General features: G+C 59.2%; 17 protein-coding genes. 14 read left to right on the plus strand and 3 right to left on the minus strand.

All coding sequences use genetic code 11. From position 1 onward, the window contains the following. Positions 1-100: 100 nt before the first annotated feature. From tilS to ispD, 6 genes are all read left to right on the plus strand, one after another. Positions 101-1,429, plus strand: coding sequence for a tRNA lysidine(34) synthetase TilS (tilS, locus tag RHP74_RS06115; RefSeq protein ID WP_311098347.1), 1,329 nt, complete (start codon positions 101-103; stop codon positions 1,427-1,429). A 274-nt stretch (positions 1,430-1,703) separates the two neighbouring features. Further along, complete coding sequence (locus RHP74_RS06120) at positions 1,704-3,335, plus strand: CTP synthase (RefSeq protein ID WP_010462795.1); 1,632 nt, start codon at positions 1,704-1,706, stop codon at positions 3,333-3,335. 5 nt (positions 3,336-3,340) lie between these two features. Beyond that, a complete protein-coding gene (kdsA, locus tag RHP74_RS06125; RefSeq protein WP_311098350.1) occupies positions 3,341-4,186 on the plus strand; it encodes a 3-deoxy-8-phosphooctulonate synthase in 846 nt (281 codons plus the stop codon). A 156-nt stretch (positions 4,187-4,342) separates the two neighbouring features. Beyond that, a complete protein-coding gene (eno, locus tag RHP74_RS06130) occupies positions 4,343-5,632 on the plus strand; it encodes a phosphopyruvate hydratase (RefSeq protein ID WP_010462792.1) in 1,290 nt (429 codons plus the stop codon). A gap of 171 nt (positions 5,633-5,803) precedes the next feature. Further along, positions 5,804-6,082, plus strand: a complete 279-nt coding sequence (gene ftsB, locus RHP74_RS06135; protein ID WP_008028992.1) for a cell division protein FtsB — start codon at positions 5,804-5,806, stop codon at positions 6,080-6,082. Next, complete coding sequence (gene ispD / locus RHP74_RS06140; RefSeq protein ID WP_311098353.1) at positions 6,079-6,786, plus strand: 2-C-methyl-D-erythritol 4-phosphate cytidylyltransferase; 708 nt, start codon at positions 6,079-6,081, stop codon at positions 6,784-6,786. The genes ftsB and ispD overlap by 4 nt, the downstream gene beginning before the upstream one ends. 136 nt (positions 6,787-6,922) lie before the next feature. Here ispD and RHP74_RS06145 read toward each other — a convergent pair whose 3' ends face one another. After that, the gene (locus RHP74_RS06145) at positions 6,923-7,819 is read right to left on the minus strand and encodes a LysR substrate-binding domain-containing protein (RefSeq protein ID WP_010462786.1); all 897 of its coding nucleotides are present in this window, start codon (positions 7,817-7,819) and stop codon (positions 6,923-6,925) included. A 107-nt stretch (positions 7,820-7,926) separates the two neighbouring features. Here RHP74_RS06145 and RHP74_RS06150 point away from each other — a divergent pair, with 107 nt between their 5' ends. The 8 genes from RHP74_RS06150 (at position 7,927) to rpoS (ending at position 15,061) form a co-directional block, all read left to right on the plus strand. Continuing rightward, entirely contained in the window at positions 7,927-9,039 is a 1,113-nt protein-coding gene (locus tag RHP74_RS06150; RefSeq protein ID WP_010462785.1) for an S-(hydroxymethyl)glutathione dehydrogenase/class III alcohol dehydrogenase, read from the plus strand. Positions 9,040-9,047: 8 nt separating this feature from the next. Next, entirely contained in the window at positions 9,048-9,893 is an 846-nt protein-coding gene (fghA, locus tag RHP74_RS06155; protein WP_010462782.1) for an S-formylglutathione hydrolase, read from the plus strand. A gap of 43 nt (positions 9,894-9,936) precedes the next feature. Further along, positions 9,937-10,410, plus strand: a complete 474-nt coding sequence (gene ispF, locus RHP74_RS06160) for a 2-C-methyl-D-erythritol 2,4-cyclodiphosphate synthase (RefSeq protein ID WP_010462780.1) — start codon at positions 9,937-9,939, stop codon at positions 10,408-10,410. Next, positions 10,407-11,465 carry a tRNA pseudouridine(13) synthase TruD gene (gene truD / locus RHP74_RS06165; protein WP_311098357.1) on the plus strand — a complete coding sequence of 353 codons (1,059 nt, stop codon included), beginning with the start codon at positions 10,407-10,409 and terminating at the stop codon, positions 11,463-11,465. The genes ispF and truD overlap by 4 nt, the downstream gene beginning before the upstream one ends. Beyond that, complete coding sequence (gene surE, locus RHP74_RS06170) at positions 11,453-12,202, plus strand: 5'/3'-nucleotidase SurE (RefSeq protein ID WP_077748335.1); 750 nt, start codon at positions 11,453-11,455, stop codon at positions 12,200-12,202. The genes truD and surE overlap by 13 nt, the downstream gene beginning before the upstream one ends. A gap of 41 nt (positions 12,203-12,243) precedes the next feature. Further along, complete coding sequence (locus RHP74_RS06175) at positions 12,244-12,879, plus strand: protein-L-isoaspartate(D-aspartate) O-methyltransferase (RefSeq protein ID WP_010462773.1); 636 nt, start codon at positions 12,244-12,246, stop codon at positions 12,877-12,879. Between the two features lie 211 nt (positions 12,880-13,090). Then, positions 13,091-13,948, plus strand: a complete 858-nt coding sequence (locus RHP74_RS06180) for a peptidoglycan DD-metalloendopeptidase family protein (RefSeq protein WP_010462772.1) — start codon at positions 13,091-13,093, stop codon at positions 13,946-13,948. A 105-nt stretch (positions 13,949-14,053) separates the two neighbouring features. Next, positions 14,054-15,061: an RNA polymerase sigma factor RpoS gene (gene rpoS, locus RHP74_RS06185; protein WP_010462770.1), complete on the plus strand. Its 1,008-nt coding sequence runs from the start codon at positions 14,054-14,056 to the stop codon at positions 15,059-15,061. A 474-nt stretch (positions 15,062-15,535) separates the two neighbouring features. Here rpoS and fdxA read toward each other — a convergent pair whose 3' ends face one another. Together fdxA and mutS are read right to left on the minus strand one after the other, a co-directional pair. After that, on the minus strand, positions 15,536-15,859 hold the full coding sequence (gene fdxA, locus RHP74_RS06190; protein ID WP_008154011.1) for a ferredoxin FdxA: 324 nt from the start codon (positions 15,857-15,859) through the stop codon (positions 15,536-15,538). Positions 15,860-16,001: 142 nt separating this feature from the next. Beyond that, complete coding sequence (mutS, locus tag RHP74_RS06195; RefSeq protein WP_191650639.1) at positions 16,002-18,569, minus strand: DNA mismatch repair protein MutS; 2,568 nt, start codon at positions 18,567-18,569, stop codon at positions 16,002-16,004. Between the last annotated feature and the right edge of the window lie 168 nt (positions 18,570-18,737).

The following is an 18,737-nucleotide window of genomic DNA, read 5'->3' on the forward strand; positions in this document are numbered from 1 at the left end:
TGCTCGCGAAAGCGGTATAACAGCCAACAGATAAGTTGAATGTTAAGCCGCCATCGCGAGCAGGCTCGCTCCCACATTTGATTTGTGCGAAGTGATCGATATGAGTCTGCCAACGCGTGATCTCTCCACCAGGCTTCTGCTGAATCTCGCGCCGTGGCGCAACGCCACAACCTGGCGCGTCGCCTTCTCCGGCGGACTCGACTCCACCGTCCTGCTGCACCTCCTTGCCCACCTCGCAAAAACCCAATCCCTGCCGGCGCTCAGCGCCATTTATGTTCACCACGGCCTTCAGGCTGCGGCTGATGCGTGGCCGCAACATTGTCAGTCGGTCTGTGATGCGCTGGGTGTGCCGCTGCAGGTGGTTCACGTTCAGGTTCAGCCCGGCGCCAGCCTTGAGCGTGCCGCCCGGGATGCGCGCTATGGCGCCTTCGTTGAAGCCACTCAAGCCAATGAGCTGCTACTCACCGCGCAGCACCGGGACGACCAAGCGGAAACCCTGTTGTTTCGGCTGTTGCGCGGGGCAGGGGTGAGGGGCTTGTCGGGCATGCCGCGCGAGCGCGTCCTGGGTCGCGGGCATCTTTTGCGTCCGTTGCTCGATGTCACACGCGCCGAGCTTGAGGCTTTTGCGGCCGAGCATCGGTTGAGCTGGATCGAGGACCCCTCGAACCAGGACCGCCAGTTCTCACGCAACTACCTGCGGCATCAAGTGTTCCCGGTATTGACCGAGCGCTGGCCGCAAGCGACGGCGACCATGGCTCGCACTGCCGCGCATCTGAGCGAAGCGCAGGGGTTGCTCGATGAGCTGGCCCACATCGATCTGGCCAGCGCCAATACCGCCAATGAATTCGATTGGCTGGGTCTGCCATCCCTGGAGTTGGCGCCGCTGGTCAGGCTTTCTGCCGCGCGCCAGCGCAACGCATTGAGTCACTGGCTTGCAGCATTGACGCGGCTGCCGGATAGCGACCATTGGTCGGGTTGGAACGATTTGCGCGATGCCACGGGTGATGCCCGTCCGGTCTGGCGATTGGCGGAGGGCGAATTGCATCGGGCGGGCGGGCGTATCTGGTGGCTGTCGGGTCGTTGGCTGCGCGTTCCCCCCCCAGTTGGCCTTTGGACTGATCCTTCGACAACGCTGGTATTACCGGAAAACGGCGAGCTTACGATCACCGGCCAAATCCCCGCCGGCCCGCTGCAAATCCGCTATCGTGAAGGAGGCGAGGTCATGAATCTGCCTGAGCGCGGCCACCGGGATCTCAAGCGTTTGCTCAACGAACGCGGGGTTCCGGGCTTCGTCCGTGGCAGATTGCCGCTGCTTTACCGGGACGCGCAATTGCTGGCGGTGGCCAACCTGCGGGACCTCGATGGCAACGAGCAGGAGGGCTGGCATTTGCATTGGGACCCACTGAGCGAAGATCAAGGTTTGAGCTGAAAGGGGCTTTCCGGTAGACTACGCTCCCTTCTTGATACAACTTCTGTGGATTCGCCTGAATTACAGAAGTTGCCGATTACCAAGCAGTCTTTGCTGGGCGATTCCAAAAAATGTGTAGCGAGCAACGTACCGGTGTTTCATCTGCCGGTCTGTCCCAACGCGGCGGTTTTTTTGAAAGGTGCACTGTGATTAATGCAGGTGATCGGGGGCTTCGGCCTTCCTTCGCTTTCCCCGGCGGCTCGGACCGCTTTAACGCAGACTTCTAGGGTTTTTCATGACGCGCTACATATTCGTCACGGGCGGTGTTGTTTCTTCATTGGGGAAAGGCATTGCCTCGGCTTCATTGGCGGCCATCCTGGAGGCGCGGGGACTTAAGGTCACCATGCTGAAGCTGGACCCGTACATCAACGTTGACCCGGGCACCATGAGCCCGTTCCAGCACGGTGAAGTGTTCGTCACCCACGACGGCGCCGAGACCGACCTGGACCTGGGCCACTACGAGCGGTTCATCCGCACGACCATGACCCAGAACAACAACTTCACCACCGGCCGTGTCTACGAACACGTCCTGCGCAAAGAGCGCCGTGGTGATTACCTGGGTGCAACCATCCAGGTAATCCCGCACATCACCGACGAAATCAAGCGCCGCATCATCAAGGGTGCCGGCGATGCTGACGTGGCGATGGTCGAGATCGGTGGCACCGTGGGTGACATCGAGTCGCAACCGTTCCTCGAAGCGATCCGTCAATTGCGTTTCGAAGTCGGCGCCAAGCGCGCGATGCTGATGCACCTGACGCTGGTGCCGTACATCGCCACTGCCGGCGAAACCAAAACCAAACCAACCCAGCACTCGGTCAAGGAACTGCGTTCCATCGGCCTGCAGCCAGACGTGCTGGTGTGCCGTTCCGATCACCCGATCGACATCTCGTCGCGTCGCAAGATCGCGCAGTTCACCAACGTTGAAGAACGTGCGGTGATCGCGCTGGAAGATGCCGACACCATCTACAAGATCCCGGGCATCCTGCACTCCCAAGGCCTGGACGATTTCGTCGTCGAGCGTTTCGGCCTGCAATGCGGCAGCGCGGACCTGTCCGAGTGGGAAGCGGTGGTTGACGCCAAGCTGAACCCGGAACACGAAGTCACCATCGCGATGGTCGGCAAGTACATGGAGCTGCTGGACGCCTACAAGTCGCTGATCGAAGCGATGAGTCACGCCGGCATCAGCAACCGCACCAAGGTCAACCTGCGCTACATCGATTCCGAAGACATCGAAAACCAGGGCACCGCGCTGCTGGAAGGTGTCGACGCGATCCTCGTACCGGGCGGCTTCGGTCTGCGTGGCGTGGAAGGCAAGATCACCGCCGTTCAATACGCTCGCGAAAACAAGGTTCCGTACCTCGGCATCTGCCTGGGCATGCAAGTGGCCGTGATCGAGTTCGCTCGTAACGTGCTGGGCTGGAAAGACGCCAACTCCACCGAGTTCGATCGCGCCAGCGGTCATCCGGTCGTGGGTCTGATCACCGAGTGGGAAGATGCCACCGGCGCCGTCGAAACCCGTACCGAATCGTCCGACCTGGGCGGCACCATGCGCCTCGGCGCTCAGGATTGCCTGCTGGAACCGGGTTCCCTGGTGCACGATTGCTACGCCAAGGACGTGATCGTCGAGCGTCACCGTCATCGCTACGAAGTGAACAACAACCTGCTGCCGCAAATCATGGAAGCCGGCCTGAAAATCTCCGGTCGTTCCGGTGATGGCGCGCTGGTCGAAGTGGTTGAAGCCCCGGATCATCCATGGTTCGTCGCTTGCCAGTTCCACCCTGAGTTCACCTCGACACCACGCGACGGTCACCCGTTGTTCAGCGGTTTCGTTAAAGCAGCTTTGGTTCAACACCAGAAGAAGGCGTAAATCCGATGGCGCAGAAGATCATCAGTGTAGGCGATATCGAGATTGCCAACGACAAGCCTATGGTGCTTTTCGGTGGCATGAACGTGCTGGAAAGCCGCGACATGGCGATGCAGGTCTGCGAAGAATACGTAAAGGTCACCGAGAAACTCGGTATCCCTTATGTGTTCAAGGCCAGCTTCGACAAGGCCAACCGTTCCTCCGTGGCCTCTTACCGTGGCCCCGGCCTGGAAGAGGGCATGCGGATTTTCCAGGACATCAAGCAAGCCTTCGGCGTGCCGATCATCACCGACGTCCACGAGCCTGACCAGGCCGCGGTCGTCGCTGAAGTCTGCGACATCATCCAGCTGCCGGCCTTCCTGTCGCGCCAGACCGACCTCGTGGTCGCGATGGCCAAGACCGGCGCGGTGATCAACATCAAGAAAGCCCAGTTCCTCGCCCCGCATGAGATGAAACACATCCTGAGCAAATGCGTGGAAGCGGGTAACGATCAGTTGATCCTCTGCGAGCGCGGTTCGAGCTTTGGCTACAACAACCTGGTCGTCGACATGCTTGGCTTCGGCATCATGAAGCAGTTCGAATACCCGGTGTTCTTCGACGTGACCCACGCGCTGCAAATGCCCGGTGGTCGCTCCGATTCCGCCGGCGGTCGTCGCGCCCAGGTCACTGACCTGGCCAAGGCAGGCATGAGCCAGTCGCTGGCCGGTCTGTTCCTCGAAGCCCACCCGGACCCGGACAACGCCAAGTGCGACGGCCCTTGCGCCTTGCGCCTGGACAAACTGGAGCCATTCCTGGCCCAGCTCAAAGCCCTGGACGAACTGGTGAAGAGTTTTCCGACGGTAGAGACCGCGTAAACCTCATTTCTCCGGTAAAGTACCCCACGATTTGTTGCTCAGGCCCTCGGGCCTGAGCCTTATCGTCCGCAAGTCTGCCCGCTGCACACCACTTGCCGACGGTAAAAGATTTCCTCTAGCTGCGTCGTTTTCGTCAACTTTGGAGTGTTTACAACAATGGCAAAAATCGTCGACATCAAAGGTCGTGAAGTTCTCGACTCCCGTGGCAATCCCACCGTGGAAGCGGACGTGCTTCTCGATAACGGCATCATCGGTAGCGCGTGCGCGCCGTCCGGTGCTTCCACTGGCTCGCGTGAAGCGCTCGAGCTGCGTGATGGCGACAAGAGCCGTTACCTGGGCAAAGGCGTACTCAAAGCCGTTGCCAACATCAACGGTCCGATCCGCGATCTGTTGCTGGGTACAGACCCAAGCGACCAGAAAGCACTGGATCACGCGATGATCAAGCTTGATGGCACCGAAAACAAAGGCTCCCTGGGCGCCAACGCGATCCTCGCCGTTTCCCTGGCCGCCGCCAAGGCCGCCGCACAGGACCAGGACCTGCCGCTGTACGCGCACATCGCCAACCTGAACGGCACCCCGGGTGTCTACTCGATGCCGGTTCCGATGATGAACATCATCAACGGTGGCGAGCACGCCGATAACAACGTCGACATCCAGGAATTCATGGTTCAGCCGGTTGGCGCCAAGTCTTTCTCGGAAGGTCTGCGCATGGGCACCGAGATTTTCCATCACCTCAAAGCTGTTCTGAAGGCCCGTGGCCTGAGCACCGCAGTGGGTGACGAAGGTGGTTTCGCACCGAACCTGGCTTCCAACGAAGACGCGTTGAAAGTGATCTCCGAAGCCGTGGCCAACGCCGGTTACAAGCTGGGCACCGACGTGACCCTGGCACTGGACTGCGCGGCCAGCGAATTCTACGAAGACGGTAAATACAACCTGTCCGGCGAAGGCCAGGTGTTCACCGCCGAAGGTTTCGCTGACTACCTGAAAGGCCTGACCGAGCGTTATCCGATCATCTCGATCGAAGACGGCCTGGACGAGTCCGACTGGGCTGGCTGGAAAATCCTCACCGACAAGATCGGCGAGAAGACCCAGCTGGTGGGCGACGACCTGTTCGTGACCAACACCAAGATCCTGAAAGAAGGCATCGATAAAAAGATCGCCAACTCGATCCTGATCAAGTTCAACCAGATCGGCACCCTGACCGAAACCCTGGAAGCCATCCAGATGGCCAAGGCCGCTGGTTACACCGCCGTGATCTCGCACCGCTCCGGCGAAACCGAAGATTCGACCATTGCCGACCTGGCGGTGGGCACTGCGGCTGGCCAGATCAAGACCGGTTCCCTGTGCCGTTCGGACCGCGTGTCCAAGTACAACCAACTGCTGCGTATCGAAGAGCAGTTGAATGGCAAAGCCAAGTACAACGGTCGCAGCGAATTCCGCGGTTAATCGTTAACTGGTAAAAAGACACCGGATTGTGTCGGAAAAATCGCTACAGCGATGGATTTGCCACTAATCTGATGCCTTATAAGCACAAGCCTGGGTCTTCCAGGCTTCGTGCTATCAGAAGCTTCAAAGTTTTGGCATGGCTGTCTTTTTTCACTGGATACCTGATATTCGATGCGCAGTCCCAATTGGTTGTTCCTCGTCTTGCTCTTGCTGCTGGCTGGCCTGCAATACCGCCTGTGGGTGGGAAATGGCAGTCTGGCGCAAGTGGCCGAGCTGACTCAGCAGATCGCAGATCAGCACGCTGAGAACGAAGGGTTGCTGGAACGCAATCGGGTCATGGACGCCGAAGTCAGCGAGTTGAAAAAAGGCATGGAGACCGTGGAAGAGCGGGCTCGTCATGAGTTGGGCATGGTCAAGGACGGTGAAACCCTTTACCAGTTGGCTCAATGAATAACTCGTTACCGGCCTTCTGGGCCGTGATTCCTGCCGCGGGTGTCGGTGCCCGTATGGCCGCGGACCGTCCCAAGCAATACTTGCAATTGGGCGGGCGCACTATTCTCGAACACAGCCTTGGCTGTTTCCTTGATCATCCTGCCCTGAAGGGGTTGGTGGTCAGTCTTGCTGTTGATGATCCCTACTGGCCGAACCTGGCGTGTGCTGCCGATCCGCGTATTCAGCGGGTCGAGGGCAGCGACGAGCGTTCCGGGTCAGTGCTCAATGCCTTGCTGCATCTGCACGCTCAAGGTGCTGACGATGAAGACTGGGTGCTGGTTCACGATGCTGCACGGCCGAATCTTTCGCGTGATGATCTTGATAAGTTGCTGGGTGAGTTGGCGGACGATCCAGTGGGCGGGCTGCTGGCAGTTCCTGCCCGCGATACGCTCAAACGGGTCGACAAGCACGGTCGTGTGGTTGAAACCGTGGATCGTAGCGTGATCTGGCAGGCGTACACGCCGCAGATGTTTCGCCTCGGCGCGTTGCATCGAGCATTGGCGGACAGTCTGGTGGCGGATGCCTTGGTGACTGATGAAGCGTCGGCCATGGAGTGGGCTGGATTGGCGCCGCGTCTGATTGAAGGGCGGTCCGATAATCTCAAGGTTACTCGCCCTGAAGATCTTGAATGGCTTCGTCAGCGTTGGGCTAATCGCCACTGAGTCACTCATTGGCTGTTCAGCCGCCATCGCGAGCAGGCTCACTCCTGCATTGGAATGAATTTCCCTGTAGGAGTGAGCCTGCTCGCGATGGCGTTCTATCAATCAGCAAAACTGTCACTGAAAGCGGCAATCCGAGCTAAGTTCGATACTCCGGCCGCTCAGCCAACCCTTGCTTCAAATAATCCACCAACTTGCGCACCTTCGGCGATAGATGCCGCTGCTGTGGATACAGCGCCCAAACCGCCGTGTTCGGTGGCTGGTGCGCCTCCAGCAATGAAATCAATTCGCCGTTTTTCAGGTGCTCCAGCACGTAATAGTCTGGCAGCTGACACAACCCGACACCCTGTAGTGCCGCATCCAGAACCGCTTGCCCACTGTTGCAGCGCCAGTTTCCCTGCACCCGTTGCGAAAATTCCCGCCCGTTCTGCTCCAGTTGCCACATGTCCGAACTGCCGATCAGGCAATTGTGGCGGCTGAGTTCCGACAAACTGTGTGGGCGACCATACCGTTCCACGTAGGACGGCGACGCGCACAAATACATCCGCCGTGGTGCCAGGCGCGTGGCGACCAGTCGCGAATCCTGGAGACGCCCGAGGCGGATTGCCAGGTCCAGCCCTTCGTGCACCAGGTCGAGAGGACGGTTGCTCAATTCAATGTCGACGCGCAGTTGTGGATAAAGGCCCATGAAACGGGTCACCAATGGCACGATGAAGCGTTCGCCATACGCCACGGCGCAGGTCATGCGCAGCATGCCCTTAGGCTCGCTGGTCAGGTCGCCGACCGCGCGCAAGGCTTCTTCGCGACCGTCCTGCAAGCGCTGGCAATGTTGCAAAAAGGTTTGCCCGGCTTCGGTCAGCGTCACCCGGCGAGTGCTGCGGTAAAGCAGTCGCGTCTGAAGGCGCTCTTCGAGGCGTGCGATTTGTCGACTGATGTGAGAGGAAGAAACTCCAAGGCGCTCCGCCGCCGCCGTGAATTGGCTGCACTCGGCCACGGCGACGAACTCGTCGATTCCTTCCCAGCGGTTTTCAGACATCCAGGATTATCCCTGTGTGGCAATAATGTTTTGCTTTTGCCCGGATTATTCCTCGTAGCGCGCTGTATTACACTCCTTGTCTCGTTTTTATTCACTGGAGAATCCACATGATCAAGTCGCGCGCTGCCGTTGCCTTCGAGGCCAAGAAACCCCTCGAGATCGTCGAAGTCGATGTCGCCATGCCCAAGGCCGGTGAAGTTCTGTTGCGAGTGGTGGCCTCCGGTGTCTGCCATACCGATGCCTACACCCTGTCGGGCGCTGACCCGGAAGGCATCTTCCCGTCGATCCTCGGTCACGAAGGTGGCGCGGTGGTTGAGGCGATCGGTGAGGGCGTGACCTCCGTCGCGGTCGGCGACCATGTGATCCCGCTGTACACCCCGGAATGCCGTCAGTGCAAATTCTGTCTGTCGGGAAAAACCAACCTGTGTCAGGCGATTCGCGCGACTCAAGGCAAGGGCCTGATGCCGGATGGCACTTCGCGCTTTTCCTACAAGGGCCAGCCAATTTTCCACTACATGGGGACCTCGACATTCTCCGAATACACCGTGCTGCCGGAAATCTCCGTCGCCAAAATTCCAAAAGAAGCCCCACTGGAAAAAGTCTGCCTGCTGGGCTGCGGTGTCACCACCGGTATCGGTGCAGTCCTCAATACCGCCAAGGTAAAACCAGGTGATACCGTCGCCATTTTCGGTCTGGGCGGCATCGGTTTGTCAGCCATCATCGGTGCGGTCAAGGCCAAGGCTGGTCGCATCATCGCCATCGACATCAACCCGGCGAAGTTCGAGATCGCCAAGCAGCTCGGTGCAACCGACTGCGTGAACCCGAAAGATTTCGACCGTCCTATCCAGGAAGTCATCGTCGACATGACTGACGGCGGCGTCGACTTTTCCTTCGAGTGCATCGGCAATGTGCAATTGATGCGTGCGGCCCTTGAGTGCTGCCACAAGGGTTGGGGTGAGTCGGTGATTATCGGTGTGGCCGGTGCCGGCCAGGAAATCTCAACCCGTCCATTCCAGCTGGTGACCGGTCGTGTCTGGCGCGGTTCGGCATTCGGCGGCGTGCGCGGTCGTACCGAATTGCCAAGCTACGTCGAGATGGCCGAAACCGGCGAAATCCCGCTGGATACGTTTATCACCCACACCATGGGCCTGGAAGACATCAACAAGGCTTTCGACCTGATGCACGAAGGCAAAAGCATCCGTAGCGTCATCCATTTCTGAGGTCGGTCATGAGCCTGGAAAATATCTCCTGCCAGAAAAGCTTCGGTGGCTGGCACAAACGCTACAAGCACCGCTCCGATGTCCTCGGCTGCGACATGGTGTTCGCCGTGTACCTGCCGCCGCAGGCGGAGCAGGGCGGCAAGTTGCCGGTGCTGTATTGGTTGTCCGGCCTGACCTGTACCGACGAAAACTTCATGCACAAGGCCGGCGCGATGCGCATGGCCGCCGAGCTTGGGTTGATCATCGTTGCGCCGGACACCAGCCCTCGCGGACCCGATGTTCCAGGTGATCCGGACGGCGCCTGGGACTTCGGTCTCGGTGCCGGGTTTTATCTGAATGCCACGCAGGAACCCTGGTCCCGGCACTATCGGATGCATGACTATGTCGTGCAGGAATTGCCGGCATTGGTCGAAGCCCATTTCCCGGCGTCGGACAAGCGCGGCATCAGCGGTCACTCCATGGGTGGCCACGGGGCGCTGGTCTGCGCCTTGCGCAATCCGGGGCGTTACCAATCGGTGTCGGCGTTCTCGCCGATCAACAATCCGATGGATTGCCCGTGGGGTCAGAAAGCGTTTTCCCGCTACTTGGGGGAGGACCGCTCGAAGTGGCGCGAATGGGATGCCTGCGCACTGATCGCCGAGGCCGACGAAAAGTTGCCGTTGCTGGTCGATCAAGGTGACCGTGATGATTTCCTGGCGACTCAGCTCAAGCCTGAAGCCTTGCAACAGGCGGCCAAACTGGCCGGTCATCCGCTGACGTTGCGCCTGCAACCGGGCTACGACCACAGCTATTTCTTCATCGCCAGCTTCATTGACGACCACTTGCAGCATCACGCACGCGCTCTAGGCGCCTAATGCAGGTAGAATCACGTCCTGACAAAAATCGGGGCGTTTTTTTATGCGTATTGGCCACGGCTATGATGTGCATCGTTTCGCTGAAGGCGATTTCATTACTCTGGGCGGTGTGCGCATTGCACACGGCTTCGGGCTGCTCGCTCACTCCGACGGTGACGTCCTGCTGCACGCCTTGAGCGATGCCTTGCTCGGCGCCGCTGCGCTGGGTGATATCGGCAAGCACTTCCCGGACACCGACCCGACATTCAAGGGCGCCGACAGCCGCGTGCTGTTGCGTCACGTCGTCGCACTGATCCATGCCAAAGGCTGGAAAGTCGGCAACGTCGATAACACCATCGTCGCCCAGGCGCCGAAAATGGCCCCGCATATCGAATCGATGCGCGCGCTGATTGCCGCGGATCTTCAAGTTGAGTTGGATCAAGTGAACGTGAAAGCTACCACCACCGAAAAGCTTGGCTTTGTCGGTCGCGAAGAAGGCATTGCCGTGCATTCCGTTGCCTTGTTGCTGCGCGCATGAACGAAGCGCAATTGCTCGGCCCGCGAGCCTATGGCGGCGCCCTCGGTACGGCGGTTCTGAAAGCCACGGCAGAAGATTTTCAGGTCGATGAAGTGCTCGATATCCCCCTCAGTGGCGATGGCGAACACTTGTGGATCTGGGTGGAAAAGCGCGGCCTCAATACCGAAGAAGCGGCACGGCGCATTGCCAAGGCGGCGGGTGTGCCATTGCGCACCGTCAGCTATGCAGGCCTCAAGGATCGTCAGGCGCTGACTCGCCAGTGGTTCAGCGTGCAGCTGCCGGGCAAGGCCGATCCTGATTTGTCGGCGGCCGAAAACGACACGCTGAAAATCCTCAAGACCGGTCGGCACAAGCGCAAGCTGCAGCGCGGTGCCCATTCGGCGAATGGCTTCACCTTGCGCCTGACGCAATTCGCTGGCGACAAAGCCGCGATTGAAGAGCGGCTGCAGCTGATCGCCAAGCAAGGTATTCCCAATTATTTCGGTGCCCAGCGTTTCGGCTTTGATGGCGGTAACGTGGTCGATGCCCGTGCCTGGGCCGCGCGCAAGGCGTTGCCGGAGCAGCGCAATGTCCGTTCGCGTCTGCTCTCCACTGCCCGCAGCTTCCTGTTCAACCAGGTATTGGCGGCGCGTGTGGCCGATGGCACCTGGCAGCAAGCGCAGGTCGGCGATCTGCTGGCCTTCACCGACAGCCGCAGTTTTTTTCCGGCAGGTGAAGCCGAGTGCAGCGACCCGCGCCTGGCAATTCTCGACCTGCACCCGACCGGTCCCCAGTGGGGCGAAGGTGACTCGCCGGCGACCGGCGCTGTCCATGTACTGGAGCAGGCAATCGCCGCTCGCGAAGCGGATCTGCGCGATTGGTTGATTAACGCCGGAATGAACCACGAACGTCGCATCCTGCGGCTGCCCATTGGTGGGTTGACGTGGCATTATCCGGAGCCTGACATTCTGCAACTGGAATTCGTCCTCCCGGCCGGATGCTTTGCCACCGTATTGGTGCGCGAGCTTGTTGATCTGGTGCCGGTGGGGCAGACGGACAGCCCATGCGTATTCTGATTTCTAACGACGATGGGGTAGCCGCACCCGGTCTCGCCGCGCTTTATGCTGCGCTGGCGGATTACACCGAGTGCGTGGTTATCGCCCCGGACCAGGACAAAAGCGGCGCCAGCAGTTCGCTGACGCTCGACCGTCCGTTGCACCCGCAAACCCTGGCCAACGGCTTTATCAGCCTGAACGGCACACCCACCGATTGCGTGCACCTGGGCCTTAACGGCTTGCTGGAGCGCGAACCGGACATGGTGGTTTCCGGCATCAACCTGGGCGCCAACCTGGGCGACGACGTGCTGTATTCCGGCACCGTTGCGGCGGCACTCGAGGGACGTTTCCTTGAGCGTCCTTCGTTCGCCTTTTCGTTGGTCTCACGGCAAGTGGAGAACCTTCCCACGGCCGCTTACTTTGCGCGCAAACTGGTCGAGGCCCACGCTGACCTCGACTTGCCACCGCGTACGGTACTGAGCGTGAATATTCCCAATTTGCCGCTGGACCACATTCGCGGTATTCAGCTGACCCGCCTTGGGCACCGCGCACGTGCTGCGGCACCGATGAAAGTGGTCGACCCGCGCGGCAAGTCCGGTTATTGGATCGCCGCCGCCGGGGACGCCGAGGATGGTGGCCCGGGCACCGACTTTCATGCGGTGATGCAGGGCTTTGTCTCGATTACTCCGCTGCAACTGGATCGCACCTTCAATGATGCCTTCAGAAGTCTCGATGGCTGGTTGGAGGGGTTGCGCTAATGGCTCGTGAACAAGACGATATTCTGCGTCGCGGCATCGGGATGACCTCGCAACGAACCCGCGAGCGCCTGATTCAGCGTCTGTATGAGGAAGGGGTTTCCAACGCCAAGGTGCTGGAAGTCATCCGTCGTACACCGCGTCACCTGTTCGTCGACGAAGCGCTGGCTCATCGCGCCTACGAAGACACGGCCCTGCCGATCGGACACAACCAGACCATCTCCCAGCCTTATATGGTGGCGCGCATGAGCGAGCTGCTGCTGGAGGCCGGTCCCTTGGACAAGGTGATGGAAATCGGTACCGGCTCGGGTTACCAGACGGCGGTGCTGTCGCAGCTGGTTGAACGGGTGTTCTCCGTGGAGCGCATCAAGGTGTTGCAGGACCGGGCCAAGGAACGCCTGGTGGAGCTGAACCTGCGCAATGTGGTGTTCCGCTGGGGCGATGGCTGGGAAGGCTGGCCGGCACTGGCGCCATACAACGGCATTATCGTGACCGCAGTGGCGACCGATGTACCCCAGGCGTTGCTGGATCAATTGGCGCCTGGCGGGCGGCTGGTGATTCCTGTCGGCTCCGGTGAGGTGCAGCAACTGATGCTGATCATCCGCGAAGAACAAGGCTTTTCACGTCGTGTTCTGGGGTCGGTTCGCTTCGTGCCACTGCTCAACGGGCCGCTGGCCTGAGCATTTGTTCAAGTACGCTGAATTCTCTTCGATTGCCCGGGTCTTACAGCGGCATAGATGGGTTAAACAGGATTCATCGGCAGGCAGCAAACGTGTGCGCGAAGCGATTTCGCTTCATTAAAGGTAAAGCCTGTTCGGCCCGTTATACTTGCGACATTTCGTGCCGAAACACGGCAATCCACTATTTCAGCCACCAAAAAGGGAGCGGCGGGTGAGTCTCACAGTCATTGCGCAGCGTATGGGTACAAAGAGCTTTCAGCGCCTGGTGACTGGCCTCGTCTTGAGCACCTTGCTGGTCGGTTGCTCCAGTTCCAAAACGAGTGACGTGCGTGTCGTCGATCGCAACAAGTCCGTCTCCCAGCGTCCGGCGGTGACCACGGGTCAATACGTCGTTCGACCAAAAGATACGTTGTTCTCGATCGCTTTTCGCTACGGCTGGGACTACAAAGCCCTCGCCGCACGGAACAATATTCCTACGCCGTATACGATCCATCCGGGTCAGACAATTCGCTTTGACGGTCGCACCGGATCAACGTCGGCGGCGGTAGCCAGTGCTACCGATTCAACGCCTTCGTCGTCGCTGAAAACCACGGTAATCCGGCGCCAGCCAAATGGCGCAACCACCAGCACAGCGGTGGTTGCACCGTCCGTCGCCAGCAAGCCGACCCCCGCTCCGATGCCTCCTGCCGGCCCGGCCCCGACCGGCTGGGGATGGCCATCTAATGGCATTCTGATTGGAAAGTTCTCCTCAAACGGTAGTTTGAATAAAGGAATTGATATCGCCGGGGATTTGGGACAGCCTGTTTTAGCTGCGTCTGATGGGACGGTGGTATACGCCGGGAGTGGCTTAAGGGGCTACGGCGAATTAGTCATCATCAAACACAGCGACACCTACGTCAGTGCCTACGGACATAACCGCAGGCTGTTGGTTCGGGAGGGGCAGCAGGTCAAGGTCGGACAGACAATTGCCGAAATGGGGTCAACGGGTACAGACCGGGTGAAACTGCATTTTGAGATTCGCCGACAAGGTAAACCTGTAGATCCACTGCAGTTCCTGCCACGTCGTTGATTTGTTACCAGCCTGTTCCGTCACGTAGAGGGGACAGGCTCCAGCGTTGCCAAGGATAAAGGCGCCGCTTGAGCTTGGGGTCGAACTCACCAAAGGACTATAACAATGGCTCTCAGTAAAGAAGTGCCGGAGTTTGACATCGACGATGAGGTTCTCCTTATGGAGACCGGCATCGCTACGGATTCGATGTCGAATGATGAAGGGGCTGCTCCACCTTCCGTTCGTGCCAAATCCAAACACTCCGCTTCGCTAAAGCAACACAAGTACATCGACTACACGCGGGCACTTGATGCCACGCAACTGTACCTCAACGAAATCGGCTTTTCCCCGCTGCTCTCCCCGGAAGAAGAAGTTCATTTTGCGCGTCTGTCGCAAAGTGGTGATCCGGCCGGGCGCAAACGCATGATTGAAAGCAACCTGCGGCTGGTGGTGAAAATCGCCCGGCGTTACGTCAATCGTGGGTTGTCGCTGCTGGACCTGATCGAAGAGGGCAACCTCGGACTGATCCGGGCAGTGGAGAAATTCGATCCTGAGCGCGGCTTCCGCTTTTCAACCTACGCAACCTGGTGGATTCGTCAGACCATCGAGCGCGCAATCATGAATCAGACCCGGACCATCCGGTTGCCGATCCATGTGGTCAAAGAGCTCAACGTGTACCTGCGGGCTGCACGAGAGCTGACCCAAAAACTCGATCACGAACCCTCACCCGAAGAAATCGCCAACCTGCTGGAAAAACCAGTGGCAGAGGTCAAGCGCATGCTCGGCTTGAACGAGCGGGTTTCTTCGGTCGACGTCTCGCTGGGTCCGGATTCGGATAAAACCCTGCTGGACACCCTTACAGATGACCGACCAACCGATCCATGTGAGCTGTTGCAGGATGACGACCTGTCCCAGAGCATCGATCAATGGCTTTCGGAACTGACCGACAAGCAACGCGAAGTGGTGGTACGCCGCTTCGGCCTGCGCGGTCACGAGAGCAGCACACTTGAAGACGTGGGCCTGGAGATCGGCCTGACCCGGGAACGGGTCAGACAGATTCAGGTGGAAGGCCTGAAACGTCTTCGGGAGATTCTCGAGAAGAACGGCCTGTCGAGCGAGTCGCTGTTTCAGTAAGCAACGCGCTTGAGTAGCATTAAAAAACCTCGACTGGTTCGGGGTTTTTTAATGCCTGGGAGATGGCTGGCAAGCGCCTCAGGATTGTAGTTTCGCGCTGTAAGTCTTTGCTTACTCTTTCGTAAGTGTTCGTTATTTTTACAGTGTGGCAGTCGCTCATCTGATACGTCTGCTCGAGTTATCTAATTGATTTATATGGTTATTAATAAAGATTAAAAGCATATGACAGAGAGTTGTGCGGATTGGGAGCGATTGCGCTTGGTGGGGAACTCTCTAGTATCTGAACTGTGTCAACGGACAGACACACCCTTCAAGGATGAGGGGAATGGACATCGCAGGGAAGCGATTCATCAGGACGATGAAAAGGAACACAGGGAATAGGGAAAAAATGTGGGCGGGTCAAACCGCCCCTTTTTTTTTCCTGCAGAAAAGCAAAAAGGCCCCCTAGGGGCCTTTTCGAGAACGCGGGGGAAATCAGCGTTCGAGGTCTTTGATCTTGCCTTTGACGCCATCCCACTCTTCAGCGTCGGGCAGCGATTCTTTCTTCTCGGTGATGTTGGGCCAGATTTCGGCCAACTCAACGTTCAGCTGAATGAACTGCTGCATGTCTTCCGGGACTTCATCTTCAGAGAAGATGGCCACGGCAGGGCATTCTGGTTCGCACAATGCGCAGTCGATGCACTCATCCGGGTGAATCACCAGGAAGTTCGGGCCTTCGTAAAAGCAGTCCACCGGACAGACTTCTACGCAGTCGGTGTACTTGCACTTGATGCAGTTGTCGGTGACGACGAAGGTCATTTCTAATTTTCTCCTCAGGCGGCGGCAGCGGAGCCCCTTCTTGTTGGGGTCGCCAGGTTTGGGAGCGATAGTCTGCAGGCCAGGCTATTAGCCTGCAGCATCCCAAACCGCGCGAGATTCTAACAGCTTGCAGGCAAGTGCGTTAGATCCGTGTCTTTAGTGTATAGAGCATTTCTAACGCGCGACGCGGTGTCATGTCATCCAGATCCAGTTTGGCCAGTTCATCCAGCACCGGATGCGGCAGGCTGGCGAACATATCGCTCTGCTGCGGCGCGGCCGGTTTGCCTCTGGTTGGTTTCGGAACTTCATGGGGCAGGGCAGTCGCTTCCAGTCGGCCCAGGTGCTCGCGAGCACGCACGATCACTTCACTCGGCACACCGGCCAACTGCGCAACTGCCAGGCCGTAGCTCTGGCTGGCAGGCCCGGGCAGCACGTGGTGCAGGAACACGATGCGCTCGTTGTGCTCGGTGGCATTAAGGTGAACGTTGGCCACCAGCGGCTGGGCTTCCGGTAACACCGTCAGCTCAAAGTAGTGGGTGGCAAACAGCGTGTAAGCCCGCAGATGCGCCAGACGTTCGGCGGCAGCCCAGGCCAGGGACAGGCCATCGAAGGTGCTGGTGCCGCGACCGACTTCGTCCATCAGTACCAGGCTACGTTCGGTGGCGTTGTGCAGAATGTTCGCGGTTTCGCTCATTTCGACCATGAAAGTCGATCGCCCGCCCGCCAGGTCATCGCTGGAACCGATCCGGGTGAAGATCCGGTCCACCAGAGACAATTCGCAACTGGCTGCCGGCACGAAACTGCCAATGTGCGCCAGCAGCACGATCAACGCGGTCTGGCGCATGTAGGTGGATTTACCGCCCATGTTCGGACCGGTGATCACCAGCATGCGCGTGTTGTCGTCGAGGCTCAGGTCGTTGGCCACGAACGGCGTGGTCAGCACTTGCTCGACCACCGGGTGGCGACCCTGGGAGATGCGCATGCACGGCTCGTCAACGAAGCGCGGGCAGTTCAGGTCGAGGTTCAGCGCACGCTCGGCAAGGTTGCTCAGCACGTCTAGCTCGGCCAGTGCCGCGGCGGTGTCTTGCAACGGCGGCAATTGGGCGATCAGGTCTTCGAGCAGCGCTTCGTACAGCATCTTCTCGCGGGCCAGGGCGCGGCTCTTGGCTGACAACGCCTTGTCCTCGAACGCTTTCAGTTCCGGCGTGATGAATCGCTCGGCACCTTTGAGCGTCTGGCGGCGGATGTAGTCGGCCGGTGCCGATTCAGCCTGCTTGCTCGGCAACTCGATGAAGTAACCGTGAATGCGGTTGTAGCCGACCTTCAGGTGCGACAGGCCGGTGCGAGCCTTCTCCCGTGCTTCCAGGTCGATCAGGAACTGCCCGGCGTTTTCGCTGAGCGATTGCAAGTCGTCCAACTCGGCGTCGTAACCGGTCTTCAACACACCGCCGTCACGGATCACCGCCGGCGGGTTGTCGATGATGGCTTTTTCCAGCAGCGCCGCAAGTTCCGGGTAGGTGCTGGTGGTCTTCGCCAGTTGAATGATGTGCGGCGCTTCCAGTTCAGTCATCGCCACTTGCAATTCTGGCAATGCACCGAGCGCATCGCGCAGGCGAGCCAAGTCGCGAGGACGGGCATTGCGCAGGCCGATCCGCGCCAGAATCCGCTCGATATCACCGATTTCCTTGAGCTGCGGTTGCAGCTTTTCGAAACGGTAACCGTCGAGCAGGCACGTGATCGAGGTCTGTCGCGCCAGCAATACGGTCAGATCCCGCAGCGGACGGTTCAGCCAGCGGGTCAGCAGGCGGCTGCCCATGGCGGTCTGGCAGCGGTCTACCACCGACTGCAACGTGTTGTCGCGGCCTCCGGCCAGGTTGGTGTCCAGTTCCAGGTTGCGACGGCTCGCGCCGTCCAGCACCACGGTGTCATCCAGGCGTTCATGGCGCAGGCTGCGCAAATGGGGCAGGGCGGTGCGCTGTGTTTCCTTGGCGTAGCTGAGCAGGCAACCGGCGGCGCCGATGGCCAGGGTCAGGTTCTCGCAACCGAAGCCTTTCAGGTCCTGGGTGGAGAATTGCTGGCAAAGGCTTTTCAGTGCCGAGTCGCGCTCGAAATCCCACGGCGCACGGCGACGAACCCCGCGACGTTTTTCCGCCGGCAGGTCCTTTGGCCAGTCATCGGGAATCATCAGCTCCACCGGATTGACCCGCTCCAGCTCCGCCAGCAGGTTTTCCCAGCCCTTTATTTCCAGCACGGTGAAGTTGCCGCTGGTGATGTCCAGCACCGCCAGACCGAACAGACGTTCGTCACCCAACACCGCCGCGATCAGGTTGTCCCGACGCTCATCCAGCAGCGCTTCATCACTGACCGTGCCCGGCGTGATGATCCGCACCACCTGACGATCCACCGGCCCCTTGCTGGTGGCCGGATCGCCGACCTGTTCACAGATCACCACCGACTCGCCGAGCTTCACCAGTTTCGCCAGGTAGCCTTCGGCGGCGTGGTAAGGAATCCCACACATCGGAATCGCCTGACCGGCCGACTGCCCACGGGCCGTCAGGGTGATGTCCAGCAACTTGGCGGCCTTCTTCGCGTCTTCATAGAAGATCTCGTAGAAGTCGCCCATGCGGTAGAACATCAGCTGGTCGGGGTGCTGGTTCTTCAGGCGCCAGTATTGCTGCATCATTGGCGTGTGGGAGGACAGATCGGACAGTGCTTTATTCATCGGATATCAGGCAAATTCGTTGAAAGGTGTAGGGCAAAGGAGGGACATCAGCCCGGCTTTTCCGCGATGGGCGCAAGGTTAACATGAGCGGTCTGCCGGACGCAGGCATGAAAGCCCTGCCGCACATTTCCAATGTTTATGCATGATTTATGCGAA

Source organism: Pseudomonas sp. SG20052 (genome assembly GCF_031766055.1).
Lineage (GTDB): Bacteria > Pseudomonadota > Gammaproteobacteria > Pseudomonadales > Pseudomonadaceae > Aquipseudomonas > Aquipseudomonas mandelii.

Coding starts and splice junctions, on each gene's coding strand:
- tilS (WP_311098347.1), top strand. CDS start 101: ATGAGTCTGCCAACGCGTGATCTCTCCACCAGGCTTCTGCTGAATCTC.
- RHP74_RS06120 (WP_010462795.1), top strand. CDS start 1,704: ATGACGCGCTACATATTCGTCACGGGCGGTGTTGTTTCTTCATTGGGG.
- kdsA (WP_311098350.1), top strand. CDS start 3,341: ATGGCGCAGAAGATCATCAGTGTAGGCGATATCGAGATTGCCAACGAC.
- eno (WP_010462792.1), top strand. CDS start 4,343: ATGGCAAAAATCGTCGACATCAAAGGTCGTGAAGTTCTCGACTCCCGT.
- ftsB (WP_008028992.1), top strand. CDS start 5,804: ATGCGCAGTCCCAATTGGTTGTTCCTCGTCTTGCTCTTGCTGCTGGCT.
- ispD (WP_311098353.1), top strand. CDS start 6,079: ATGAATAACTCGTTACCGGCCTTCTGGGCCGTGATTCCTGCCGCGGGT.
- RHP74_RS06145 (WP_010462786.1), bottom strand. CDS start 7,819: ATGTCTGAAAACCGCTGGGAAGGAATCGACGAGTTCGTCGCCGTGGCC.
- RHP74_RS06150 (WP_010462785.1), top strand. CDS start 7,927: ATGATCAAGTCGCGCGCTGCCGTTGCCTTCGAGGCCAAGAAACCCCTC.
- fghA (WP_010462782.1), top strand. CDS start 9,048: ATGAGCCTGGAAAATATCTCCTGCCAGAAAAGCTTCGGTGGCTGGCAC.
- ispF (WP_010462780.1), top strand. CDS start 9,937: ATGCGTATTGGCCACGGCTATGATGTGCATCGTTTCGCTGAAGGCGAT.
- truD (WP_311098357.1), top strand. CDS start 10,407: ATGAACGAAGCGCAATTGCTCGGCCCGCGAGCCTATGGCGGCGCCCTC.
- surE (WP_077748335.1), top strand. CDS start 11,453: ATGCGTATTCTGATTTCTAACGACGATGGGGTAGCCGCACCCGGTCTC.
- RHP74_RS06175 (WP_010462773.1), top strand. CDS start 12,244: ATGACCTCGCAACGAACCCGCGAGCGCCTGATTCAGCGTCTGTATGAG.
- rpoS (WP_010462770.1), top strand. CDS start 14,054: ATGGCTCTCAGTAAAGAAGTGCCGGAGTTTGACATCGACGATGAGGTT.
- fdxA (WP_008154011.1), bottom strand. CDS start 15,859: ATGACCTTCGTCGTCACCGACAACTGCATCAAGTGCAAGTACACCGAC.